A 21,264-nucleotide genomic window follows, 5' to 3' on the forward strand; every position below is an offset into this window, starting at 1 on the left:
ACCCACTCCCTACTCTCTTTTTCAAGTTCAGGGTGGTTTCATACAAGCAAAGAAAAACTAAAACTGCGTTTCAAAGCCTCTCCCCCAGTGGGGGAGAGGAATGGAAGTGGGGTAAAAAGCCATGCCACAAAACGAGAAATCAAGACTTATGTATTTTTCTTTTTTCGTATGAAACCACCCTGCTACTCTCTTTTTCAAGGTAGGTCTGATATACCAATCATACTGGATTAGTTCTAAATTCTGAATTCTGCTATTTTTTTTTATCAAAAGTAATTTTAATTTGGATTAAATTTTAAAAATTCACCGATATTCATCAATTTTGGAGCTTCTTTACTGACAATTAATGGCAACTTCCCATCCCATTTTTCTATTGCTTGCCTTTGCAGTATTTCTGGAGTCAAACCGTCACGCAATAATCTGTGTGCCTCCGCCTCTCCTCTTGCTAAATTCACTTGTGTTTCAGCCTCTTTTGTTGCTTTTAAAGCAATGAACTCTGCTCGTTTCGCTTCTTGCTCAGCAATTTGCTTTGCCTCCACGGCCTCACTAAATCGTTCTGAAAAATGGACATGAACTAGAGAAATATCATCAACTGCAACGTGATAACTATTTAAGCGTGTAGTTAATGCATCATCTACTTCGCCTTTGACTTCTCCTCGTTTAGTAATAATTTCTTCAGCAGTATACTTTGCCATTACTGCTTTTAATACTTCTTCAACCGCTGGATTAATAATTCGTTCAACAACATTTTGCTCATCTCCAATTTGTTGAAAAATTGCATTCGCTTCCTGAGGAATAATATGCCAATTTAGAGCCACATCTGTAAAAACATTTTGTAAATCTTTGGAAGAAGCTTCCGCAGAGATTTGTTGTTTTTGGACTCGCACACTCAATTTTTCGACAGTATTATATACAGGAATAATGAAGTGAATTCCTTCTCCTAATATCTGGTTTTGGACTTCGCCAAATTTCATTAAAACGCCACGTTCTCCTGCATTTACAATCACGCAAGGGGTGAGCAAGAGAGTTATCAAGAACAAAAGAGCAGTCAGTTTACCAGCACGGTTAAAATTTGTATTTTTTTTCATTTATCTGAAAAATTTATGCGTCTTGCATACAGACAGATACAGCAGAATTCAAAATTCAGAATCCAGAAATAAAACAGGGTTTATACCTGGCTACCAGACGAATCTTTGTATATTTCACGTTCCTTGAAACCTTCTGTATTTAGGAGTTGTATGCTTCTTCTCGTCATGCTCTTATAACTTTGGCTCTAAGTCAATTTCTATTTCACTTTAGTCAAGGACATAGAATAGTATTGTCTATAGGACTCCTATTTGATTTTTGAAATACACGTAGGGTGTGAAAGCGTTGCTTAACGCACCTTCCCCAAAGCTTTTGGTGCGTTACGGCTTACGCCTAACACATCCTACACATACTTAGATTTTTTCAGGAATCAAATCGGATTCCTATATGAATAGTCAATCTCTAAGTGAGTGGTTTATATGTTCAACAAAATAAAACTTATCTCTGTATTGTCCGCATCTGTGTGTTCAAATTAATTTTGAACCGCAAAGGCGCAGAGAACGCAGAGAGTTAATCAAAGATTTGATCGCCAAAACTAAGATTTTATAATACACTTTAACAGCACTAGGTAGCTTTAGTATATCTAAAATACTTTAATTCTATCGAAAACCCGTAGTATTGGAGAAGCTAAATTTGCCCTTCAATGACTAAACTCATCAGCTGCCGATCCAATTCAATGAGGTAATCTCGACCATAAGCTCCATTTTCTAAGCCTGTGACGAGATGATTGGGGATGTCTTGTGTAATTTCTTCGCTACAAGAACCGGCGGACAGTGCGATCGCCGCCACTGTATCCACATCACCGGTAAAAGCGATACAATCTTGTAAAAGTTGGCTCATGCTGTCATTTCGCATTACCGCAGTAATGGCTGCCCTGACACTCATCCAGCCTTTGGATTTTACTTCACCTTGCCAGGGTTTAGACCACTGCCCAGATACATAACCTTCTAAAAACTGTCCTAATTTGCGTTTTGCTCCCAGTCGATAGATAAAGTAATGTGACATCAGGGCAGCGGCAACAGCAGCGTTGATTCCATCTGGTGTATTGTGAGTAATTGCGGCTTGAATTGTTGCCGCTTCGATGACTTTTTCTGGTGTCGCATAAACGCCAATGGGGGCTGCACGCATCGCCGCCCCGCTTTTGTCACTGTCAGGGCGAATTTTTGTTAAAAATTCTTCCCCACTTTGGATTTCTACCAGAAAATTGTAGAAGTTTCTCGCATAACCTTGTCTAGGATCGCGTTTGAAGGCTGTAACGAAGCTTTCGGCTAAAACTTCTGGCGTCCACGGTGCTTGAGCAACAATTACTTCGGCAATGGCAATGCTCATCTGGGTATCGTCGGTGTAGCTACCAGGAATGAGTCGAAAACGCGGGTGTTGCACGTATCGACTCAAATCGTTGTTAACAATCATCTCGTCAGCATATTCAAAGCCTGCACCGTAGGCATCTGCGATCGCTAACTCTAGCAGCATATTGGTACTACACTAAAAATGGACGCGCCAGGAAAAAGCTAGAAATTGTTTTAGCATCTATTAGCTCTCCCTGAAGAATAGCTTTTTCTAGTTCCTCAGGAGTCAAAAATACAGTTTCGATATCCTCGTCTCCATCTTGGGCTGGTGGTGTTTCCAGCTTTTGTAAATCTTGAGCCAGAAAAGCATAAATAATTTCATCAGAATAACCAGGCGCTAGGAAAAATTCTCCTAATTTCTGCCATTTTTCGGCACTGTAGCCAGTTTCTTCCTGAATTTCCCGTTTTACCGTCTCTAAGGGATCTTCATTGTATTCCAGAGTTCCCGCCGGAAATTCTAATATCCGTCCCTGAACTGCAAAACGATACTGGCGCACAAGTACAAGTTTACCTTCTGGGGTCACAGGCACAGCTAGGGCGCCGCCGGGATGACGAATACACTCCCATTCTCCTTCTGCTTTATTGGGTAAACGCAAGCGATTAACTTCAAAGTCAAACTTGCGTCCTTTATAAAACAAGCGTTGTTTCAACAGTTGTGGTAATTCTCTACCTAATGGCATAGTAAAAAATCTGATTATCTGTAAATAGTTGAAAATTAATATGGATAAATATCCAATTTCATTAGTTTAGAAGTTTTAGTTTCATGGCTGAACTAAACAACTTCTATCCCATCTCCAGAATGCATTCAGGACTACTTTTGTTGACAAATTCCTGATTTGATTACCTCGCTATTTCTAGACTAGAGGTTAACAAAGGAAGAAGCTGCATAAGTTGTGGTTTTTGCAAACTAGATTAAGACTTTCACCTTTTTAAATTAGGTCATTGCCTGTGGGAATATGTCTATATTTTACAACTTATAGCTATAGAATCCGCAAAGTTTTGCAATACGGAGGCAAAATTAGCACTCTTGTAAGTTTTTGGATGGTAATTTTAATTGCCCATCAATAAATGTACATCTGAACAGTCTACCTTTTTGAGCAGTTCTTTAATAAGACACCCAGAAACTGGTTCTACCCAATCTGAGGCAATTTCTGCAAGGGGTAATAACACAAAAGCTCGATCGCGCATTCCAGGATGGGGGATTTGGAGGTTTGGTGCATCCACAATAAAGTCATCATATAATAACAAATCCAAATCCAGGGTACGCGGTCCCCAACGTTCTTGACGCACGCGCCCAAATTGTCGTTCAATTTTTAGTAAACTTTCTAATAATTCCTGGGGTAGCATTTCCACTTGTAATGTGACGCACCCATTTAAGTAGTCTGGCTGTGGTGGACCTACGGCTTTAGTTTTATACCAACTGGATCTGGCTTCTAAAGAAATGCCTGGGGTTTGGGCTAAAGTTGCGATCGCAGCTTCTAAAATTGCCTGTGAATCTCCCATATTACTACCAAGGGCAAGGGCAGTTTTCGCACGCTTTACCTTCGGCAAGCCGTTTTCAGGTTGTTTTTGCGGATACTCTCCTGCACTTTTTTTGGTAAATGTCAATAGTTTTGATATTCCGAATACTGATGAATCTTGCAGTATTTTTACAAAACCCAATTCATTAAATCGAAAAAACATTATTTTTTGAACAAGAATTCATAAGTCGGTCGTCAACAAGAAGGGAGTAGGGAGTAGGAACTAGGGAGTGGGGAAGACAGGATTGAACGGGGCTTGAGACCTTGGGCCTTTGCAATCGTCTTAAAAGACGGGGCTTATATCCCGGTGGTTGGGGTCGCTATTTTTTTCCCGACTCCCGACTCCCGCCCCAACGGGGCTTGGTCAGCATTCAGGGATTACCAATAAATAAGTTACCACTACTTGTGGGCTAGGCGTCTCATCCAGGCGTAACTAAGGGCGGACAAGATATCCACCCCACAAGAATAATTGGATATTTTTTACGTAAGCTTTAATATACCAGCGCTTAGGCTTAGTCAATTAAAATTATTTAGTTGTATAAAAAAATACTTATTTACTTTCAGTCTTGAATTCTTTATTAATAGTGAATTGAGTTAATTATTTATAGAATAGTATACTAACACAACGTGGTGCTATGACCCCAAAGCTTAATTGATGGTGGTTAAGTAGTTACTACTTTGATCGAGAAACTGACATGGGGAAGCTCACCTCCTGGTTCAAGCCAAGACCAACTAATTTGAGTGACTCTAACGAGGAACCGCGATTGCCACCTGGTAATCATCATCAACACGAGGAATCCACAACAAATGAAAGCTTACCACCAGCACATGTGGCACAGGCGAGGCAGTTACTGAGCAAAATGAAAATTTTACCATCAAGAATGAGGGCTAATCAGGCAACTGGTAATAAACCAATCTATCGTCGGATCTGGTTTTGGGCAGGCTTGGGTGTGGGTGGTGGGATAGTTGCCTTGATCTATGGTGTCAGTGTAATAGATAGCACCTTGCCGGATAAAGCTGAACTCAATGCTGTGGTTAGAGAGCAAACACTGACCATCAAAGCTGCCGATGGCACTATATTACAACAACAAGGTGAAGCAGCCAGAGAGCAGCTAAAGCTGGAGCAGATACCAGATAATTTAAAAAAAGCTTTCATAGCCTCAGAAGATAGAAGATTTCAGCAACATAACGGAGTTGATCCTCAAGGAATTCTCAGAGCGGGTTTGAATAATTTGCGATCGCAAGGTGTGGTAGAAGGTGGTAGCACCATCACCCAACAACTAGCCCGGATTCTGTTTTTGAAACAAGAGCAAACAGTCTGGCGCAAACTCAAGGAAATCCGTTTAGCACAAAAAATCGAGTCAGAATTAACCAAGGATCAAATTTTAGAGCGTTACCTAAATCTGGTTTATTTGGGAGCTGGCGCTTATGGTGTTGCAGATGCCGCTTCGGTATACTTTAGTAAATCTCCAGATCAACTTTCTTTAGCCGAAATGGCAACGATTGCTGGATTAGCTCCTGCGCCCAGCTTGTACGCCCCAGACAAAAATCCAGTAGCTGCCAAACAGCGGCGAAATCTGGTATTGTTACGGATGCAAGAAGAAAAATTTATTACGCCTGAGCAAAGGCAAGCAGCCGTCCAAGAACCGCTAACTCTGAAAACCAGTTTACCCAAGCGACTGCAAGTAGAGTCACCCTACTTTACTACCTACATCCAGAAAGAATTGCCCAAGTACGTTTCTGCTGATGTGTTGTCCGTTGGAGGTTTAGTAGTGGAAACTACCCTGAACCCGACTTGGCAGAAAGCAGCAGAAGAAGCCGTTGCCAAAACCCTGCGAAATCAAGGACGCTGGGAGAACTTTAAAGAAGCGGCAATGGTTGCCATTGATCCCCGTAGCGGTGAAATCAAGGCAATGGTGGGGGGAAAAGACTTTGGCAAAAACCAGTTTAATCGGGTTACCCAAGCACAGCGGCAGCCAGGATCGACATTTAAAGGATTTGTTTATGCAACTGCGATCGCTAGCGGTAAAAGCCCCTACGATAGCTACTTGGATGCACCCTTAGTCGTAGACGGCTACGAACCGAAAAATTATGGTGAAAAGTTCTACGGTTCAATGAACATACGAGACGCCCTCACCCGCTCCATTAATATCATTGCGGTGAAGGTGTTGATTGACGTAGGCTTTACGCCAACGATTAAACTTGCCCATGACATGGGGGTTAAATCTGAACTCAAGCCGACTTATTCCCTAGCTCTCGGCTCCAATGAAGTAAATCTCCTGGAATTAACCAGCGCCTACGGCAGTTTTGCAACCCAAGGATTGCACACAGAACCTCATGGTATCAGTCGGATCATCAACCGTGAAGGCAAAGTGATTTGGTCAGCTAATTTCAAATCGAAGCGGGTTCTTGATGCTGACAGTGCCGCTATCATGACTTGGATGCTACGCAACGTTGTGGAAGCCGGGACTGGCGGCGCCGCCCAATTACCTAACAGACCAGTTGCTGGCAAGACCGGCACCTCCGATGAAGCCCGCGATTTGTGGTTTATTGGTTACATTCCCCAAGTGGTGACAGGAGTTTGGCTAGGTAACGATAACAACCGCCCCACCTATGGCAGCAGTGGTAGCGCCGCTTACACCTGGCACGAATTCATGGAAAAAGCGGTAGAAGGAATGCCCGTAGAAAAGTTTCCCAAACGACCAAAGTTAGAGGGTCGTAAAGGCACTATCAAAGCACAGTCAATTAAACCCAAACAAGTGCTGAATCGTTCTATTGCCTCCAAAGATGATGATTCTGAGCAGGAAACTTCTAGAAATTCTGAAGAAAATAGTGGTTCATCAAGGAGGCGTAGAAGCAGGAGGAGATATTATCAAGAAGAACAGCAATCAAGCAACAACTATACCCCAAGACGGAGAAGACGCGATCGCAGCAGCGAAGAATCAACTTCTAGTAACTCTTCCTCAGAATCATCTCGCCCACGGCGACGCTCTAGAAGAGTAGAATCTGATTCTCCCCCACCTCGAAGAACTCGCCGATCCTCCTCTCCAGCAAATAGTTCGGGTTCCTCAGGTTCATCATCATCACAGCCATCTTGGCGGGATAGACTTAGACCTTCTGGACAATAAATTGGGCATTGGGAGTGCTGAGTGCTGAGTGCTGAGTGAGGAGTTAAGAGTTATTATTCTTCCTCTGCCCCCATGCCCCATGCCCCATGCCCCTCTTCCCTCTGCAATATGAAGTTGCTCAAACTACAGGGGGATGTTAGGTGATACGCTGATTTTATATTGTGTTAAATAGTGTTACCTAAGCTTGGAGAATATACCCATGCATTTATTGATGCAAACAGCAGCACCAGCCGCAGCAAATGGCCCTCATTTTCCCGTAGCTTTTACCTTGGTGTATGTCGTTGGTTTTATTGCTGCTGTCACCATTGGTTCAATAGCTTGGTACAACTCAAAACGCCCCGCAGGCTGGGAAAGCAAAGAGCGTCCTGATTTTGTGCCTAAGGTAAATAAAGAAGAAACTCCGGGTCTCGGTGAACCGAAGTCATAAAGAGTGTTGAGTAGAGACGCGATTAATCGCGTCTGTACAAGAGAGACGCGATGAATCGCGTCTGCACAAGAGTTAAAAACTCCCAACTCATAACTCAAAATTCCCTGTTAGTTTTGAACTTCAACCCAACGGCGGTAAAGCTTTTGAATTTGTTTGAGAAGTTGAGTGTGAGCCGGTTGGGTTGACCCATTCGGCTTCGCTATATCTTGCAATTCGGTCAGGAGTCTAGCTTCTTCGATCGCAACATCGCCGTCGCTGTAAATTAAGCCACTGATGGCCTCAATCAAATTTTCACAATCTTCCAGGCTAGGGCGATCGCCTAAATACTCTCTCACCCATTCATAGCACTCTTTTGGCTGTACGGGAACTAATTCATACAGCCAAGGCTTAATTTCTGGATCGCTAGCCAAACCTTTCGCTTGAGCTATTTCCCGGAGATATTGCCGTTCCTCTGGTTGAATTCTGCCATCGAGCCAAGCGGCTCCAATCAGGATTTTAACTAAGTTTTTCACATTGGAATGGGTAACCATTGTTGCCTCCTCTGGTAGATTCAGGCTTCCACCAAATCGTACAATCCCAAACAGTATTCACTCGGAATTATTGGTTTTTCTTAAGCGCACCATAAAAAAGCCATCCATGTCCTCTCGATGAGGCCAGACTTTGAACCAGCCTTCAGCTGTAGTACGTGCAGAATCAAGGAACTCAAGGCTGCTGGGAGACTCAATTTGCCAATCAGGCGACTCAGCTAAAAATGCTGCGATCGCTTCTTCGTTTTCTGCTGGATGCAGTGTACAGGTGGCATAAACTAGTACACCACCAGGCTTGACAAAAGTCGATATATGTGATAAAAGTTCTTTCTGAAGCGTAGAAAGTTCCCGGACAGATTCTGGTGTCTGTCGCCAACGAGCATCAGCGTGACGGTGCATAGTTCCCAAGCCAGAACATGGAGCATCAAGTAATACGCGGTCTGCGGTGTTGTGAAATTGCGTAAAATGGCGGCTGTCGCCAGTACAAATTTGAATAGATTTTAAATTTAGGCGTTGAGAATTTTCTTGAAGTTTGCGAAGACGAGAAGAAGTGCGATCGCAAGCCCAAATTTTCCCTTTATCTTGCATTAACTCAGCGATGTGAGTTGTTTTACCTCCTGGTGCAGCACAAGCATCAATCACCACCTCGCCCGGTTGGGGGTCAAGCAAATGACCTACTAACTGGGCACTGCTATCTTGTACAGTCCACCAACCTTCTCGGAAACCAGGTAATTTTTGAATTGACCCAGCACTACCAATTAATCGTAACGCTTGGGGCAAATGACGAACCCGCCTCACCAAAACACCAGCAGATTGGAATGCCGCCTCAACTTCCTCAATTGAAGTGCGAAGTGGGTTGATACGCAAATCGATTGTTGGTGACTGGTTCATCCATTCACATAGTTGTTCTGTCTCGACTAAACCCAGTTGTTCTAACCAAACCTGAATAATCCAGTCAGGAAAACTGTGTAAAATACCCAGGCGTTCCACTGGGTTTTCTGGGAGTTGTAGCGGGTCAAAATGGGGAACTGGGGACTGGGGACTGGGGACTGGGGACTGGGGGAGCAACAAAGAATCTTTCCCCTCTGCCCCCCTACCCCTCTGCTCCTCTGCCCCTCTGCCCCTCTGCCCCTCTGCTTTTCTGAGATACTGGCGTAATAAGCCATTAACAAAACCCGTGAGTCCGGAAAAACCGTTTTCTTTAGCTAGTTCGACGGTGGTGTTAACAGCAGCTGAAGCGGGAATACGCTCTTGATAGCGGAGTTGGTATAAGCCTAGATGTAGGATGGTGCGGAGGTCTTTTGGTTGTTGGTGAGATTTCTTTTGGGCGAGTTGGTCAATGAGAGTATCTAGGGTGCGTTGCCTTCTGACACTGCCATAAACTAATTCTGTCACTAGGCGGCGATCGCTATCAGGCAAATTAACTTTTTGCAGCACTCTATCTAGGGCAACATCAACATAAGCCCCCTTGTGAACATCTCGCAGGGCAATAAAAGCTAGTTGACGGGCATTTGTCATGTAAACACAAATCAGGAGTCACGAGGCTTTTGTATTCTACCCCCTCAGTCTGCCGATTTTAGATTTTGAATTTTGGATTTTGGATTGAAGAAAAAATCTAAAATCCAAAATTCAATCACTCTTGTACAGACGCGATGAATCGCGTCTCTTCCTATCGAGGCATATACGGGTCTACACTGGCGATTTCAAATTCACATGCTCTAGAAACCACTTCTGCTGGTAATTTACCAAAGCTAATTAATGGTAAATAACTGGGGTTTGCCATCAGTTCTTTTGCTAATAAGAACCCAGTAATTGTCCAAGTTTGATATTTCCTAGCTTGTTTACCAATCAGTCGTCCCTTCTTACCGTCGTAATACTCTGGCCATTCATCTCCACACAGGCGTGCTTGGGCAATTTCCATTGCTCTTTGTGCAAGACTTGTTTTGTTGGTTTTTATCGCCGCAGCTGCCAACATCCACATTAAGACTGGCCAACTACCTGCATTGTGATACGACCAAGGTATATTTTTCGGGTCACATCCGGTCACAATTTTGTATTCTTCATTTTCTAAAGCTGGAAAACAGATTTTCATCGGCATATCTCCCACCAAATCTTCCCATCGTTTCTCAATGAGAGTCATAATTGCTTGTGACTGTTCTTCAGTAGCTAAGTCAGAAATGATTGCCATCAAGTTTCCTACCGCAAAGAAGCGAGTATCTAACTGTGACGGACCAACATTACCTGCAAGATAACCGCCTTTTTTAGGGAGCCATTTGTCTAATTTATCATAGGGAATGGAGTCTACATATATATTGAATAAATTGACAGCAGCTTTACCGTATTCTTCACTTTTGAAGCGATAAATTGCATTCAGACGATTAATATCTATCCAATAATGTTGACGAATGTGAGCGCATAAAAGAGGCAAGCGATTATCAATTGCGACGACAATATCTTGATTACCTTGACAAATTAGCAGTTCACGAGATGCACGCAAGGCTGTGTAAAACAGAACTTGCAGTTCTAAAGGATGCCCATAGATACCCATACGACGGTCAATCATACAAGCGCCATCTGGAACCAATAGCGTTGGGTACATATCAAAACGATTCGCCAAACAAATCTCCATGATTAACCTGATACCATTTTGGAATTCAGGTTGATGGGCTAGAGAAAAATCTTCTGTGGCGACGACATAAGCACGCAGCAAAATAATCCACCATAGACAAGAATCAACTGGTGTGACTCTGGCGATCGCATGTTCGCCAAAATCCGCTTCTAGATATTCTTGCCCATTTTCAGAAAGCACTTTAAAGCTAGCTGGAATTAATCCTCGACCAGGTTTATAGGCATCTAAGGCTCTTTCTTTGGGCTGTAACTTTAAGGTTTCTTCTAAGAAATTGCGAACAATATCTGCTCTACCTTTGATCAAAAAAATTAGAGCCGAAGATACAAAATCTCGGATAAAACACTGGTCATAATTAAGAGCCTCTACAGATAAATCATAAGCGGCTACTGTACCAACGGGGCGTCCTTGATAGTAGATAATTGTTTTTTCTAGTGCTTCCCACGCTTCTGCTACTTCTTTTGAATTTTCAGTAGATTTTAATTCGTTTAGGTGCATCGCCAGAATAACTCCATTTGGATTGTGAATTTGTGGTAGATGCGTCTTCATTAATTAGGGCTTGCTATTTTCAGCATAACAAAAACACATTTTTGAATAGCAAATATAATTTAGCAAAATTATCAAATAATCAGGAATAAAGCTGCTGATATCTATGCAACTTTCTTAAGAGTTCATTTGCTTTTAATCAATTATTCTTTTGGTCAATTACGATTATTGTTCTTCACCGCAAGCAGTAATTTAATTTCTCAAACAGTCACATAAGATATATTTTTAGATTATTTATGCTTCCGTTTTCATGTCCGGAATCTTTGCTTTACCAAACAAAAACATATCTTCAGTGCTGTTTAAGGTTTGCATGAAGTTAAAACTAGTTACAGTATCTTTACTTAATTAGGATTAGTTTTTGACACTAGGAAGTCAGATTATTCCCCTATAACATAATAATTTATAACGTTTTGTCATAATATGCAAGATGAATGGTCAAAAAATTTAATATGTCAATACTTCTGAAGGGCTATGTATTTTACCCTATTTACAGATGATATAAAGTGCTTGTGGAAGTAAAGCGAAAAAAAGCAAAGTAAACAGAACTAAGATTTACAGCAGAATTCAGAATTAAAACAGTCTTGACGCGAGTATTTGAGACTTAGATTGTATACTTTACCAACTTGAAATGTCCTGTAAGTCTTATGCACGAGGCGGACATAGAAAGGGGAGAGGTACGTAGACACCGAGTCGGTTGTCATTAGACATCATGCTGTCAGCTTAATTCAGTTGGTAGCTTATTTATCAAAATTTATATAATTTTCAGTGTTCAATTGCTGCTGAAATTCTTTATAAGCTTGATTAATTGCTTGCATTGAGGCTTTTGCATTCGCACAAGTGTTGACATCAGGATGATACAATCTGGCTAATCGACGATAGGTAAGTTTGACAAAATTGGCATCATCAATTTGATTTACGCCTAATATTTCCCACCATTCTCCTGATAGTACAGTGTCGAGTGTCAAATTATTCAAGCTTTGTATTTGACTCCAAATTTTGATGCTCCCACCATTACCGCCACTTATCAGCGTCTTACCATCAGGACTGAAAGCAACGGGGCTACATCCAGAAATAGTTTGTAGTAGTTTTCCAGTGTGTAGATTCCAAAGTTTAATCGTACCGTCTCGGCTGGCACTAGCGACGGTTTTTCTATCGGGACTGATAGCAACAGACAAAACTGCCGTTGAGTGTCCAACTAAAGTGCTGAGTAATTCTCCAGTATGTAGATTCCAGAGTTTAATTGTGGTGTCTGTGCTACCACTAATAAGAGTTTGACTATCAAGACTAATGGCAACTGTATTCACTGCTGCCAAATGTTCAGTGAGAATACACCGCTGTTGCCAAGTTTTTAAATCCCAAAGTCTGATAGTTTTATCAACACTGCCACTTGCAAGAGTTGTGCCGTCGGGACTGATGGCGACAGATAAAACTGCATCTGAGTGTCCATTCAAGGTGCGTTTTACTGTTCTTGTGTAGCGTCCCCAAATTCTAATAGTTTTATCAGCACTACCACTAACTAGGATTTTGCCATCAGGGCTATAGGCAACTGAATTAACAAAGCCATTATGGCTGTAGGGAGAATTTAAATAAAATAATGTTTGAATAAATTTTATTGTGTCCATCTGCCAAGTGCTGATTTTGCGGTCAACACTGCCACTTGCAATTTGTTGTCCATCGGGGCTGATAGCAACAGATAAAACTGCCTCTGCTTGTCCAGAGAAAGTGTAAAGCCATTTTCCTGTTTTCAAGCTCCACAGATTAACTTGTCTATCATCACTGGCACTGACTAAGGTGGTACCATCAGGACTCAGGGCGATCGCATTAACTGCCGCTAAGTGACCCTTGAGTGTGCGTACACATCTCCAGCTTTCAGGTAACTGCCTTGTCAGAGATTTTATTTCTGGTTCAATATTGCCACTAGAAGATTTAGGAGTAACAAATTCTGATTTCTTCTTTAATTCAGCCTTCAGTGCTTGTAACTCATCCTCAACTTCCAAAGCAGCAAATTTCTGGTTGAGATCCTCACCGGATAAAAATGCTTCTAATTCCATCACTGCTGAGGAATAGTAGTCCATCTTCAAGACTCTTTCTTCCATTCGCTCAAAAAGCTGTGCTGGAGTTTCGCTAAATTCAGATCCATCTAACAACTTAGTAATACCATAGGCAGCGAGTCCCACCACTGCACCAACTCCCGCCATCGGTACTGCACCAATACCAAATGCCAGCCCTACTTTCGGTGCGACTAAACCCATACCACCGACAACGCTATAAACACCAGCACCGCCGACTGCACCAATTCCCATTGCACCAAAAGCAGCAGCATCTCCCTCTGCTATGGCTTTGAAAACACCATAAGCCGCTGCACCAACCACAGCACCAGCACCAACTACAGGAGTTGTCCCAATCCCAACTGCACCAAATCCTCCGGCTAATCCCATCTCGCCTACCGTTGCGGAAACACCAGCACCTGCTATGGTTCCGCCGACGATGAATGCTGCACCTGTTTTAGAGTTTTGTGTCATTAAATTGTTCTCTTTAAATATTCAGCTTGACCACATATGACGGTTTTGCAAAAGTTAAATCCTCCCGTGAACTAACGGAAGGACTAGAAATGCTCATTAATGAGACTTTGGTTTATCCAGTTAAAATAACAGCTAACGCTATCTTTCGTAATCTTTAGTATTGTTTTGTCCGAAACTTTCCCACATACGGTACGCACCATAACCAACTGCCGCCGTGGCTGCTACTGGAACTAATATTGGCGCTGCTGCTACCACTGCTGCTGATGCTGCTGCTAATGGAGCTGCCGTTGTCATAGCTACTTGTCCAATTGCTGCTGCCGCTTCTACTAGAGTTCCAGTCTGTCCAGTAGCAGCAAGCGTTACTGCACTACCTGAAAGAACTCCTGTTGTAAATGAGCCACAATCTGAGTTGCACTGGAAAATGATTACATCTGCTCTTGCTGGAGATGGGAAAGTTATCAGAGTGGTAGTCACAATGAGTAATGTAACTAGGCACACGGAAATTAAACGTTTAGCACTTTGAAATAAGTTTTGCATTTGATTTTTGTTGAAATCTTAATGTAACTCTCGATTTGAGATTACTTAAAACTTAAGCTATGTAACCTTGTTACAGCCTCGTTACATTCAACTAAATATTGCATTCTGTTCTTAAATTTTGTGTAAAGTGTAACCTTTCGCTATCTTCAAGTGTGGAAACAGAAGGCGCTCACAGGCGGACAATAAACAGGGATTGTTAGTAGCATTGGTATTGAAAGACTCAATTTCTTAAAATAAATAGGGGATCTAGTCTCGCACTTTCCATGACATTAAATTAGGCAAAACTCTGCGTTACTTTGCGTTTACTTTGCGTCCCTCTGCGTTTAAAAACATTACGATTTTACGCAAAGTTGTACTTAGGTAACTTAATTTGGCGTTACTTACCCATGCTTGGGCTTATCTGCCAAAACACGCAATGCCAATGCTTGAACTCTAGCAACTGCTTCTTCTCGTGTCTGCCCATAAGCTATTACACCTAGAAAACCAATTACTTCAGCTAGGAAGCGTCCATCTTCTTCTTGTTCAATCTCGATCGCCAAGTTCATAGCCAGTAAAGGTATTGTAATAAAAGCGATTCCTGGATAAAACAAAAAATTTATATGACCTCAGTTTCTCCTCACAAAAAAGCCAGAGCCTTAAAACCTACTAGCCGTCGCCCTGCGAAAGAACTTTGTAGCGAGTGCGGATTGTGCGATACATACTATATTCATTATGTCAAGGAAGCCTGCGCTTTTATTAATCAGCAAATAGGTGAACTTGAGGAACAAGCGCATAGGCGATCGCGCGATCTCGATAATCCTGATGAGCTATACTTTGGTGTTCATCAAGACATGATGGCGGCACGCAAACAGCAACCAATCGAAGGCGCACAATGGACGGGTATTGTTAGCAGCATTGCTATTGAAATGCTTAATCGCGGCTTAGTTGAAGGTGTTGTCTGCGTCCAAAACACCAAAGAAGACCGCTTTCAACCCATGCCCATCATCGCCCGCACCCCAGAAGAAATACTCGCAGCCAGAGTAAATAAACCAACACTTTCACCTAATCTTTCTGTATTGGAACAGATAGAAAAATCGGGGATGAAGCGGCTATTAGTAATTGGTGTTGGTTGCCAAATTCAGGCGCTACGAGCTGTAGAAAAACAACTTGGTTTGGAAAAGTTGTATGTTTTGGGTACGCCTTGCGTAGATAATGTTAATCGCGCGGGACTGCAAAAATTCTTAGAAACTACTAGCCGATCGCCCCAGACAGTCGTACATTACGAATTCATGCAAGACTTCCGGGTTCACTTCAAACATGAAGATGGCTCAACAGAAACCGTACCTTTCTTTGGCTTGAAGACTAATAAACTCAAAGATGTCTTTGCCCCATCTTGTATGAGTTGCTTTGATTACGTTAACTCCCTAGCAGATTTAGTCGTCGGCTACATGGGCGCACCCTTCGGTTGGCAGTGGATTCTAGTTAGAAATGACACTGGTAAGGAAATGCTGGATTTAGTAAAAGACCAGTTAGATACTCAGCCGGTGATGTCCAAAGGGAATCGTAAGGAAGCTGTACAACAAAGTATTCCCGCCTACGATAAAGGGGTAACTCTGCCGATGTGGGCTGCAAAACTGATGGGTGTGGTGATTGAGAAAATTGGCCCTAAGGGTTTGGAGTATGCGCGGTTTTCCATTGATTCTCACTTTACTCGGAATTATTTGTATGTGAAGCGGAATCACCCGGAGAAGTTAGAGGAGCATGTTCCGGAGTATGCTAAGCGTATTGTTGGGCAGTATGAGTTACCGGAGTAATATCAACAAATTTTAGATTTTAAATTTTGGATTTTGGAGGGGAGAAATTTCAAGTATTTGCATATATTTAGGGTAGCAAATAAGAAATGTCTCACGCAGAAAGAGTAGAGACGTAGCACTGCTACGTCTCTACAAGGATTTCAGGTAACACAGAATTAATTTCTGGAGATGTCTAATCCTCACCCAGCCCTACCCACTGCATCGATCGCCGCCTCCAATGCGATCGCCACATGAGTCCAATGAGTCCCCCCTTGGCAATAAACCACATACGGCTCGCGCATTGGTCCATCCGCGGACAATTCCAAAGTACTCCCCTCAATAAATGTCCCCCCAGCCATCACTACCTGGCTCTCATACCCCGGCATTTCATCTGGAACGGGGTCTAAGTAAGAACCGATGGGAGAATGCTGTTGTATGGCTTTACAGAAAGCAATTAGCTTTTCGGCAGAACCCAGTTTAATTGCCTGAATCACATCTTTCCGCGGCGCTAGAGGTGCGGGATTCACTGGATAACCAAGTTGATCAAATACATAACCAGTTAAATATGTCCCTTTCATCGCCTCTCCCACCATCTGCGGTGCGAGAAATAGTCCTTGGAACAACAACCGATTTTGGTCAAAGGTAGCACCGCCATAACTACCGATACCGGGAGCAGTGAGGCGACAGGCGGCGGCTTCCACTAAATCGCCGCGACCGGCGACATAACCACCAGCGCTAACAATGGTACCACCAGGATTTTTAATCAATGACCCCGCAATTAAATCAGCACCTACGGCTGTGGGTTCCCTGGTTTCGATGAATTCGCCGTAGCAATTATCCACAAAGCAAACGGTGTTAGGGTTTTGCTGTTTTACCAAATGGATAATTTTTTCAATATCAGCAATTGATAAACTCGGACGCCAAGAATAGCCACAAGAACGCTGAATTAATACTAAACGCGTGTTATCAGCCACGCTAGTACTTAAAGCTTGCCAATCTATAGTTCCTTCGGGGGTTAGCTCCAATTGGCGGTATTTTATGCCAAACTCGATAAGGGAGCCTTGACCTTGACCCCGTAAACCAATGACTTCTTCCAGCGTATCGTAAGGAGAACCAACTACTGCTACCATTTCATCTCCAGGACGGAGTACCCCAAACAAAGCGCAAGCGATCGCATGAGTTCCCGAAACAAACTGCACTCGCACAGCTGCTGCTTCGGAACCCATAACTTCGGCAAAAACTCGATCTAAAGTTTCTCGCCCTAAATCATCGTGACCATAACCACTTACACCGGCAAAGTGGTGTGCGCCCACACGGTGATTACGAAAGGCATCCAGCACTCGTTTTAGATTATGCTTGACCTGAGTGTCAATACCAGAAAAAATTTCTAACAGTGCATGTTCTGCTTGCCGCAGCTGTTCCAAGCTGTTCATTAGTTCCTCGTTCACAAAAAATTATAAGTATGCGGATTTTCAAATCGCGCAAATTCGGCCGAACAATTCCAATTCAGGTTACTGCATGACAATTGCTACTTCAACTAAACCTCAAATCAACTGGGTTAATACCCTGTTTTTCATTAGTCTGCACATCGGTGCGCTGTTTGCCTTTGTTCCTGGTAACTTTAGCTGGACAGCAGTTGGTGTGGGTTTGTTGCTGTACTGGGTGAGTGGTGGTTTAGGCATTACTCTGGGATTTCACCGCCTTGTCACCCACCGCAGTTTTCAGACTCCCAAATGGCTGGAGTATGTTTTGGTGTTTTTCGGGACACTCGCCTGTCAAGGAGGACCAATCGAGTGGGTAGGGACACATCGTATACATCATTTACACTCAGATACTGAGGGTGATCCCCATGATTCTAATAAAGGCTTCTGGTGGAGCCACATGGGTTGGCTGATTCATTATTGTCCCACTCACGATCAAGTTCCTCGTTTCACCAAAGACATAGCCGAAGACCCAGTTTATCAGTTTTTAGAAAAATATTTCATTTTGCTTCAGATTGCTCTGGGCATATTGCTTTTGCTTCTGGGTGGCTGGTCATTTGTTGTTTGGGGAATTTTTGTTCGCATTATCTGGGTTTACCACTGCACTTGGTTGGTAAACAGCGCTACTCACAAATTTGGGTATCAAAGCCATGATTCTGGCGATCGCTCAACTAACTGCTGGTGGGTAGCTGTACTAGTTTTTGGTGAAGGCTGGCATAATAATCACCATGCTTTTCAATACTCAGCTCGCCACGGGCTGCAATGGTGGGAAATTGATTTAACTTGGATGACAATTCAATTGCTGCAAGCAGTTGGTCTAGCGACCAATGTGAAGTTGGCTCCAACGAAAATTAGTTAGGAGTTAGGAGTTAGGAGTTATGAGCGGAGCCGGAGACGTTCCGCCTCCGGTTATAATGTCTACTTTTTTTAACTCATAACTCATCACTTCTAACTCCTAACTTTTGAAAAAGCTATTTACGGGTGCGCTTGTATAGGTTAGGTTGCTATAATCCGAAACGCTAATGTTAAGCAACTTTGCGGCAAGTTATTTTTTGATGACTTGGTGGAGGAGTTTGTTGTATTTCAGGTGTTCATGACTACATCAATAATTAACAGCCAGAAATTAACTGACGAGTCTGGGAATTCCGACTTCAGGCTCAAAGATATTGTCAAAACCCTGCCACGGGAATGTTTTGTGCAAAGCCGTCGCAAGGCTTGGACACAAGTAATACTGAGTGTCTTGGCGGTTGCTTTGGGCTACTACTGTCTGACCATTACTCCTTGGTTTCTTTTGCCCCTAGCTTGGGTTTTTACAGGTACTGCTTTAACAGGTTTTTTTGTAATTGCTCATGATTGTGGCCACAGGTCATTTGCCAAACGCCGTTGGGTAAATGATTTGGTAGGACACTTTTTTCTGATGCCGCTAATTTATCCTTTTCACAGTTGGCGCATTAAGCATAATTATCACCATACTCATACCAACAAGCTGGATGAGGACAACGCTTGGCATCCAATCAGACCAGAAGTGTTTGAACGTTGGGATAAAACCCGACAGTCTGCTTTTGAGTTGTTCATTCGCAAACGCTTCTGGTGGGTAGGTTCCATTGGACATTGGGCAGTTGTGCATTTTGATTGGCGGAATTTCAAAACAAAAGACCAATCGAGCATCAAGCTTTCTGTAGGTGTGGTAGTATTATTTGCTGCGATCGCTTTCCCAGCCCTGATCGCCACTACAGGTATTTGGGGATTTGTCAAGTTTTGGCTAGTGCCCTGGTTGGTCTACCATTTTTGGATGAGTACTTTTACCATCGTTCACCATACTGCCTCAGATGTTCCTTTTGTGACAGCAAACAAGTGGAATGAGGCTCTAGCTCAACTATTTGGCACTGTTCATTGCGATTATCCCCGCTGGGTAGAAATCCTCTGCCACGATATCAATGTCCATGTCCCTCATCATATTTCCACCGCCATTCCTTCTTATAATTTGCGGCTAGCTTACAGCAGCATCAAAGAAAATTGGAAGCCTTATCTGCATGATGAATGTCAGTTTTCTTGGTCTTTAATGAAGCAGATTACAGACGAATGTCAACTGTACACAACTGATGTCGGCTATAAGACTTTCAAAGAATATTACGCAGAACGATAAACGGTGTTGAAAACTTTATTTACGCTCCTAAAGCTAACGAGAGCGTTTATCTTTGTGTGTGTTTAAATACAATCTGGCAATTCTTTACTCACTAAAAATGTTGATTGAAGAAGAATTCAGAATTCAGCAATCTTGACGCTTGCGGACTCTCTACCGCTACGCTTTCAGTGGGGAATTGAGACCCGCCGCTGATTCAAGAAAACCAAATTTTCATTTTCGTGGGGGTCTTAAACCAGGTTATTCAGACGCTAGTCGTACATAATTCATTCTGAATTCTGATTCCTGAGTCCTGAATTCTGTTTTGGTAAATTGCCAGAAAATTTACTCTTGGATGTTACGAAAATCAGTATCGTGGGCATACTAGTGAAAAAGTAAAAAGTAAAAATCAGTATTGGCTTGATCTTGCTTTTGCCTTTTTACTTTTTACTTTTGCCTTCTGTAGGTAAGATTATCTTGCCTCAAATAAAGTTCCGATTTATATTCAACAAAAGAATCCAGTGCAATCAAATATCATCACGCTCAACGATCCTCACGATCATCAATCATCTGGGGATACTACCAAACTGCCTTTTACTCTTCAGGATTTAAAAGCTGCAATTCCTGCTGAATGCTTTCAGCCAAATGTGACAAAATCACTTTTTTACTTCTTTCGTGACATCCTGATTATTGGTCTGCTTTACGCGGTTGCTTACTACCTGGATTCTTGGTTTTTCTTTCCAATTTTTTGGTTAATGCAAGGAACGATGTTTTGGGCTTTGTTTGTAGTCGGACATGACTGCGGACACCAATCTTTTTCTAAGCATAAATGGCTAAATGATTTGATTGGACATCTTTCTCACACACCGATACTTGTTCCTTATCATGGTTGGCGAATCAGCCATCGAACTCACCACAAAAATACTGGTAACATCGATAATGATGAAAGCTGGTATCCTGTAAGCGAATCACAGTATCAGGAGATGCCCCTGATACAAAAGATAGGTCGATATTATGTTTTTCTGTTGGCTTATCCTGTGTATTTATTCAAGCGTTCTCCGAATAAAGAAGGCTCCCACTTTTTACCCAGCAGTTCGCTGTTTAAACCATCAGAAAAATGGGATGTCATCACTAGCACTGTTCTTTTGATTGGTATGGTAGGTTTGCTTGGCTTCCTTACCTATCTATGGGGTTGGATGTGGTTGCTGAAGTATTACGCTGCACCTTACATCGTGTTCGTAATTTGGCTTGATTTAGTCACCTTCTTGCACCACACTGAACCAGACCTTCCCTGGTATCGTGGAGACGATTGGACTTTTTTAAAAGGTGCGATTTCGAGTATTGACCGTGATTATGGTTTGATTAATCATATCCACCATGATATTGGTACTCATGTTGCTCACCACATATTCCTTAACATCCCCCACTACAATTTGCTGAAGGCGACTGAGGCGATAAAACCAGTGATGGGTGAGTATTTCCACAAATCAGAGGAACCAATTTGGAAATCATTATGGAATTCCTGTGTGAACTGTCATTTTGTACCTGATACTGGAAGTAAGGTTTACTACACATCCAACAACAAGTTAGCTAAAGGCTAAGTTTGAGATTTGCGACTTATTAA

17 protein-coding genes are annotated in these 21,264 nt (G+C 42.5%); 6 read left to right on the forward strand and 11 right to left on the reverse strand.

What is annotated here, in order from left to right:
- Positions 1-275: 275 nt before the first annotated feature.
- The 4 genes from IQ276_RS21635 to folK all read right to left on the reverse strand — a co-directional run bounded on the left by IQ276_RS21635 (position 276) and on the right by folK (position 3,983).
- On the reverse strand, positions 276-1,085 hold the full coding sequence (locus IQ276_RS21635) for a prohibitin family protein (protein WP_193921212.1): 810 nt from the start codon (positions 1,083-1,085) through the stop codon (positions 276-278).
- A gap of 625 nt (positions 1,086-1,710) precedes the next feature.
- Positions 1,711-2,556 (reverse strand): ADP-ribosylglycohydrolase family protein, encoded by an 846-nt coding sequence (locus tag IQ276_RS21640; protein ID WP_190881826.1) that lies wholly within the window; start codon positions 2,554-2,556, stop codon positions 1,711-1,713.
- 7 nt (positions 2,557-2,563) lie between these two features.
- Positions 2,564-3,112, reverse strand: coding sequence for an NUDIX hydrolase (locus IQ276_RS21645; protein ID WP_235115860.1), 549 nt, complete (start codon positions 3,110-3,112; stop codon positions 2,564-2,566).
- Positions 3,113-3,482: 370 nt separating this feature from the next.
- Positions 3,483-3,983 (reverse strand): 2-amino-4-hydroxy-6-hydroxymethyldihydropteridine diphosphokinase, encoded by a 501-nt coding sequence (gene folK / locus IQ276_RS21650; RefSeq protein ID WP_255264414.1) that lies wholly within the window; start codon positions 3,981-3,983, stop codon positions 3,483-3,485.
- A gap of 664 nt (positions 3,984-4,647) precedes the next feature.
- Here folK and IQ276_RS21655 point away from each other — a divergent pair.
- A complete protein-coding gene (locus IQ276_RS21655; RefSeq protein ID WP_193922579.1) occupies positions 4,648-7,080 on the forward strand; it encodes a transglycosylase domain-containing protein in 2,433 nt (810 codons plus the stop codon).
- A gap of 199 nt (positions 7,081-7,279) precedes the next feature.
- Positions 7,280-7,507 (forward strand): photosystem II assembly protein Psb35, encoded by a 228-nt coding sequence (psb35, locus tag IQ276_RS21660; protein WP_190881830.1) that lies wholly within the window; start codon positions 7,280-7,282, stop codon positions 7,505-7,507.
- Positions 7,508-7,614: 107 nt separating this feature from the next.
- Here the strand turns inward: psb35 and IQ276_RS21665 are convergent, their stop codons facing one another.
- The 6 genes from IQ276_RS21665 to IQ276_RS21690 form a co-directional block, all read right to left on the reverse strand.
- The gene (locus IQ276_RS21665) at positions 7,615-8,037 is read right to left on the reverse strand and encodes a tellurite resistance TerB family protein (RefSeq protein ID WP_185568462.1); all 423 of its coding nucleotides are present in this window, start codon (positions 8,035-8,037) and stop codon (positions 7,615-7,617) included.
- A gap of 57 nt (positions 8,038-8,094) precedes the next feature.
- Complete coding sequence (locus IQ276_RS21670) at positions 8,095-9,552, reverse strand: 16S rRNA (cytosine(967)-C(5))-methyltransferase (protein WP_235115861.1); 1,458 nt, start codon at positions 9,550-9,552, stop codon at positions 8,095-8,097.
- A gap of 151 nt (positions 9,553-9,703) precedes the next feature.
- Complete coding sequence (locus tag IQ276_RS21675; protein ID WP_193915529.1) at positions 9,704-11,158, reverse strand: glycoside hydrolase 100 family protein; 1,455 nt, start codon at positions 11,156-11,158, stop codon at positions 9,704-9,706.
- 785 nt (positions 11,159-11,943) lie between these two features.
- Positions 11,944-13,728, reverse strand: a complete 1,785-nt coding sequence (locus IQ276_RS21680) for a DnaJ domain-containing protein (protein ID WP_193915522.1) — start codon at positions 13,726-13,728, stop codon at positions 11,944-11,946.
- Between the two features lie 138 nt (positions 13,729-13,866).
- Complete coding sequence (locus IQ276_RS21685) at positions 13,867-14,265, reverse strand: hypothetical protein (RefSeq protein ID WP_193915519.1); 399 nt, start codon at positions 14,263-14,265, stop codon at positions 13,867-13,869.
- 380 nt (positions 14,266-14,645) lie between these two features.
- Positions 14,646-14,855, reverse strand: a complete 210-nt coding sequence (locus IQ276_RS21690) for a type II toxin-antitoxin system HicB family antitoxin (protein WP_228042965.1) — start codon at positions 14,853-14,855, stop codon at positions 14,646-14,648.
- Positions 14,856-14,864: 9 nt separating this feature from the next.
- Between IQ276_RS21690 and IQ276_RS21695 the strand changes: the two genes are divergently transcribed.
- Entirely contained in the window at positions 14,865-16,058 is a 1,194-nt protein-coding gene (locus IQ276_RS21695) for a Coenzyme F420 hydrogenase/dehydrogenase, beta subunit C-terminal domain (RefSeq protein ID WP_193915517.1), read from the forward strand.
- Between the two features lie 179 nt (positions 16,059-16,237).
- On the opposite strand, the gene IQ276_RS21700 is transcribed toward IQ276_RS21695, so the two are convergent.
- On the reverse strand, positions 16,238-17,470 hold the full coding sequence (locus IQ276_RS21700; protein WP_193915514.1) for a methionine gamma-lyase family protein: 1,233 nt from the start codon (positions 17,468-17,470) through the stop codon (positions 16,238-16,240).
- A gap of 85 nt (positions 17,471-17,555) precedes the next feature.
- Here IQ276_RS21700 and IQ276_RS21705 point away from each other — a divergent pair, with 85 nt between their 5' ends.
- The 3 genes from IQ276_RS21705 (at position 17,556) to IQ276_RS21715 (ending at position 21,241) form a co-directional block, all read left to right on the forward strand.
- A complete protein-coding gene (locus IQ276_RS21705) occupies positions 17,556-18,377 on the forward strand; it encodes an acyl-CoA desaturase (protein ID WP_193915511.1) in 822 nt (273 codons plus the stop codon).
- A gap of 234 nt (positions 18,378-18,611) precedes the next feature.
- Positions 18,612-19,664 (forward strand): fatty acid desaturase, encoded by a 1,053-nt coding sequence (locus IQ276_RS21710; RefSeq protein ID WP_193915508.1) that lies wholly within the window; start codon positions 18,612-18,614, stop codon positions 19,662-19,664.
- 497 nt (positions 19,665-20,161) lie between these two features.
- A complete protein-coding gene (locus IQ276_RS21715) occupies positions 20,162-21,241 on the forward strand; it encodes a fatty acid desaturase (protein ID WP_193915505.1) in 1,080 nt (359 codons plus the stop codon).
- The last annotated feature ends 23 nt before the right edge of the window (positions 21,242-21,264 follow it).

It is taken from the genome of Desmonostoc muscorum LEGE 12446 (genome assembly GCF_015207005.2).
In the GTDB taxonomy this organism is placed as follows: Bacteria; Cyanobacteriota; Cyanobacteriia; order Cyanobacteriales; family Nostocaceae; genus Nostoc; species Nostoc muscorum.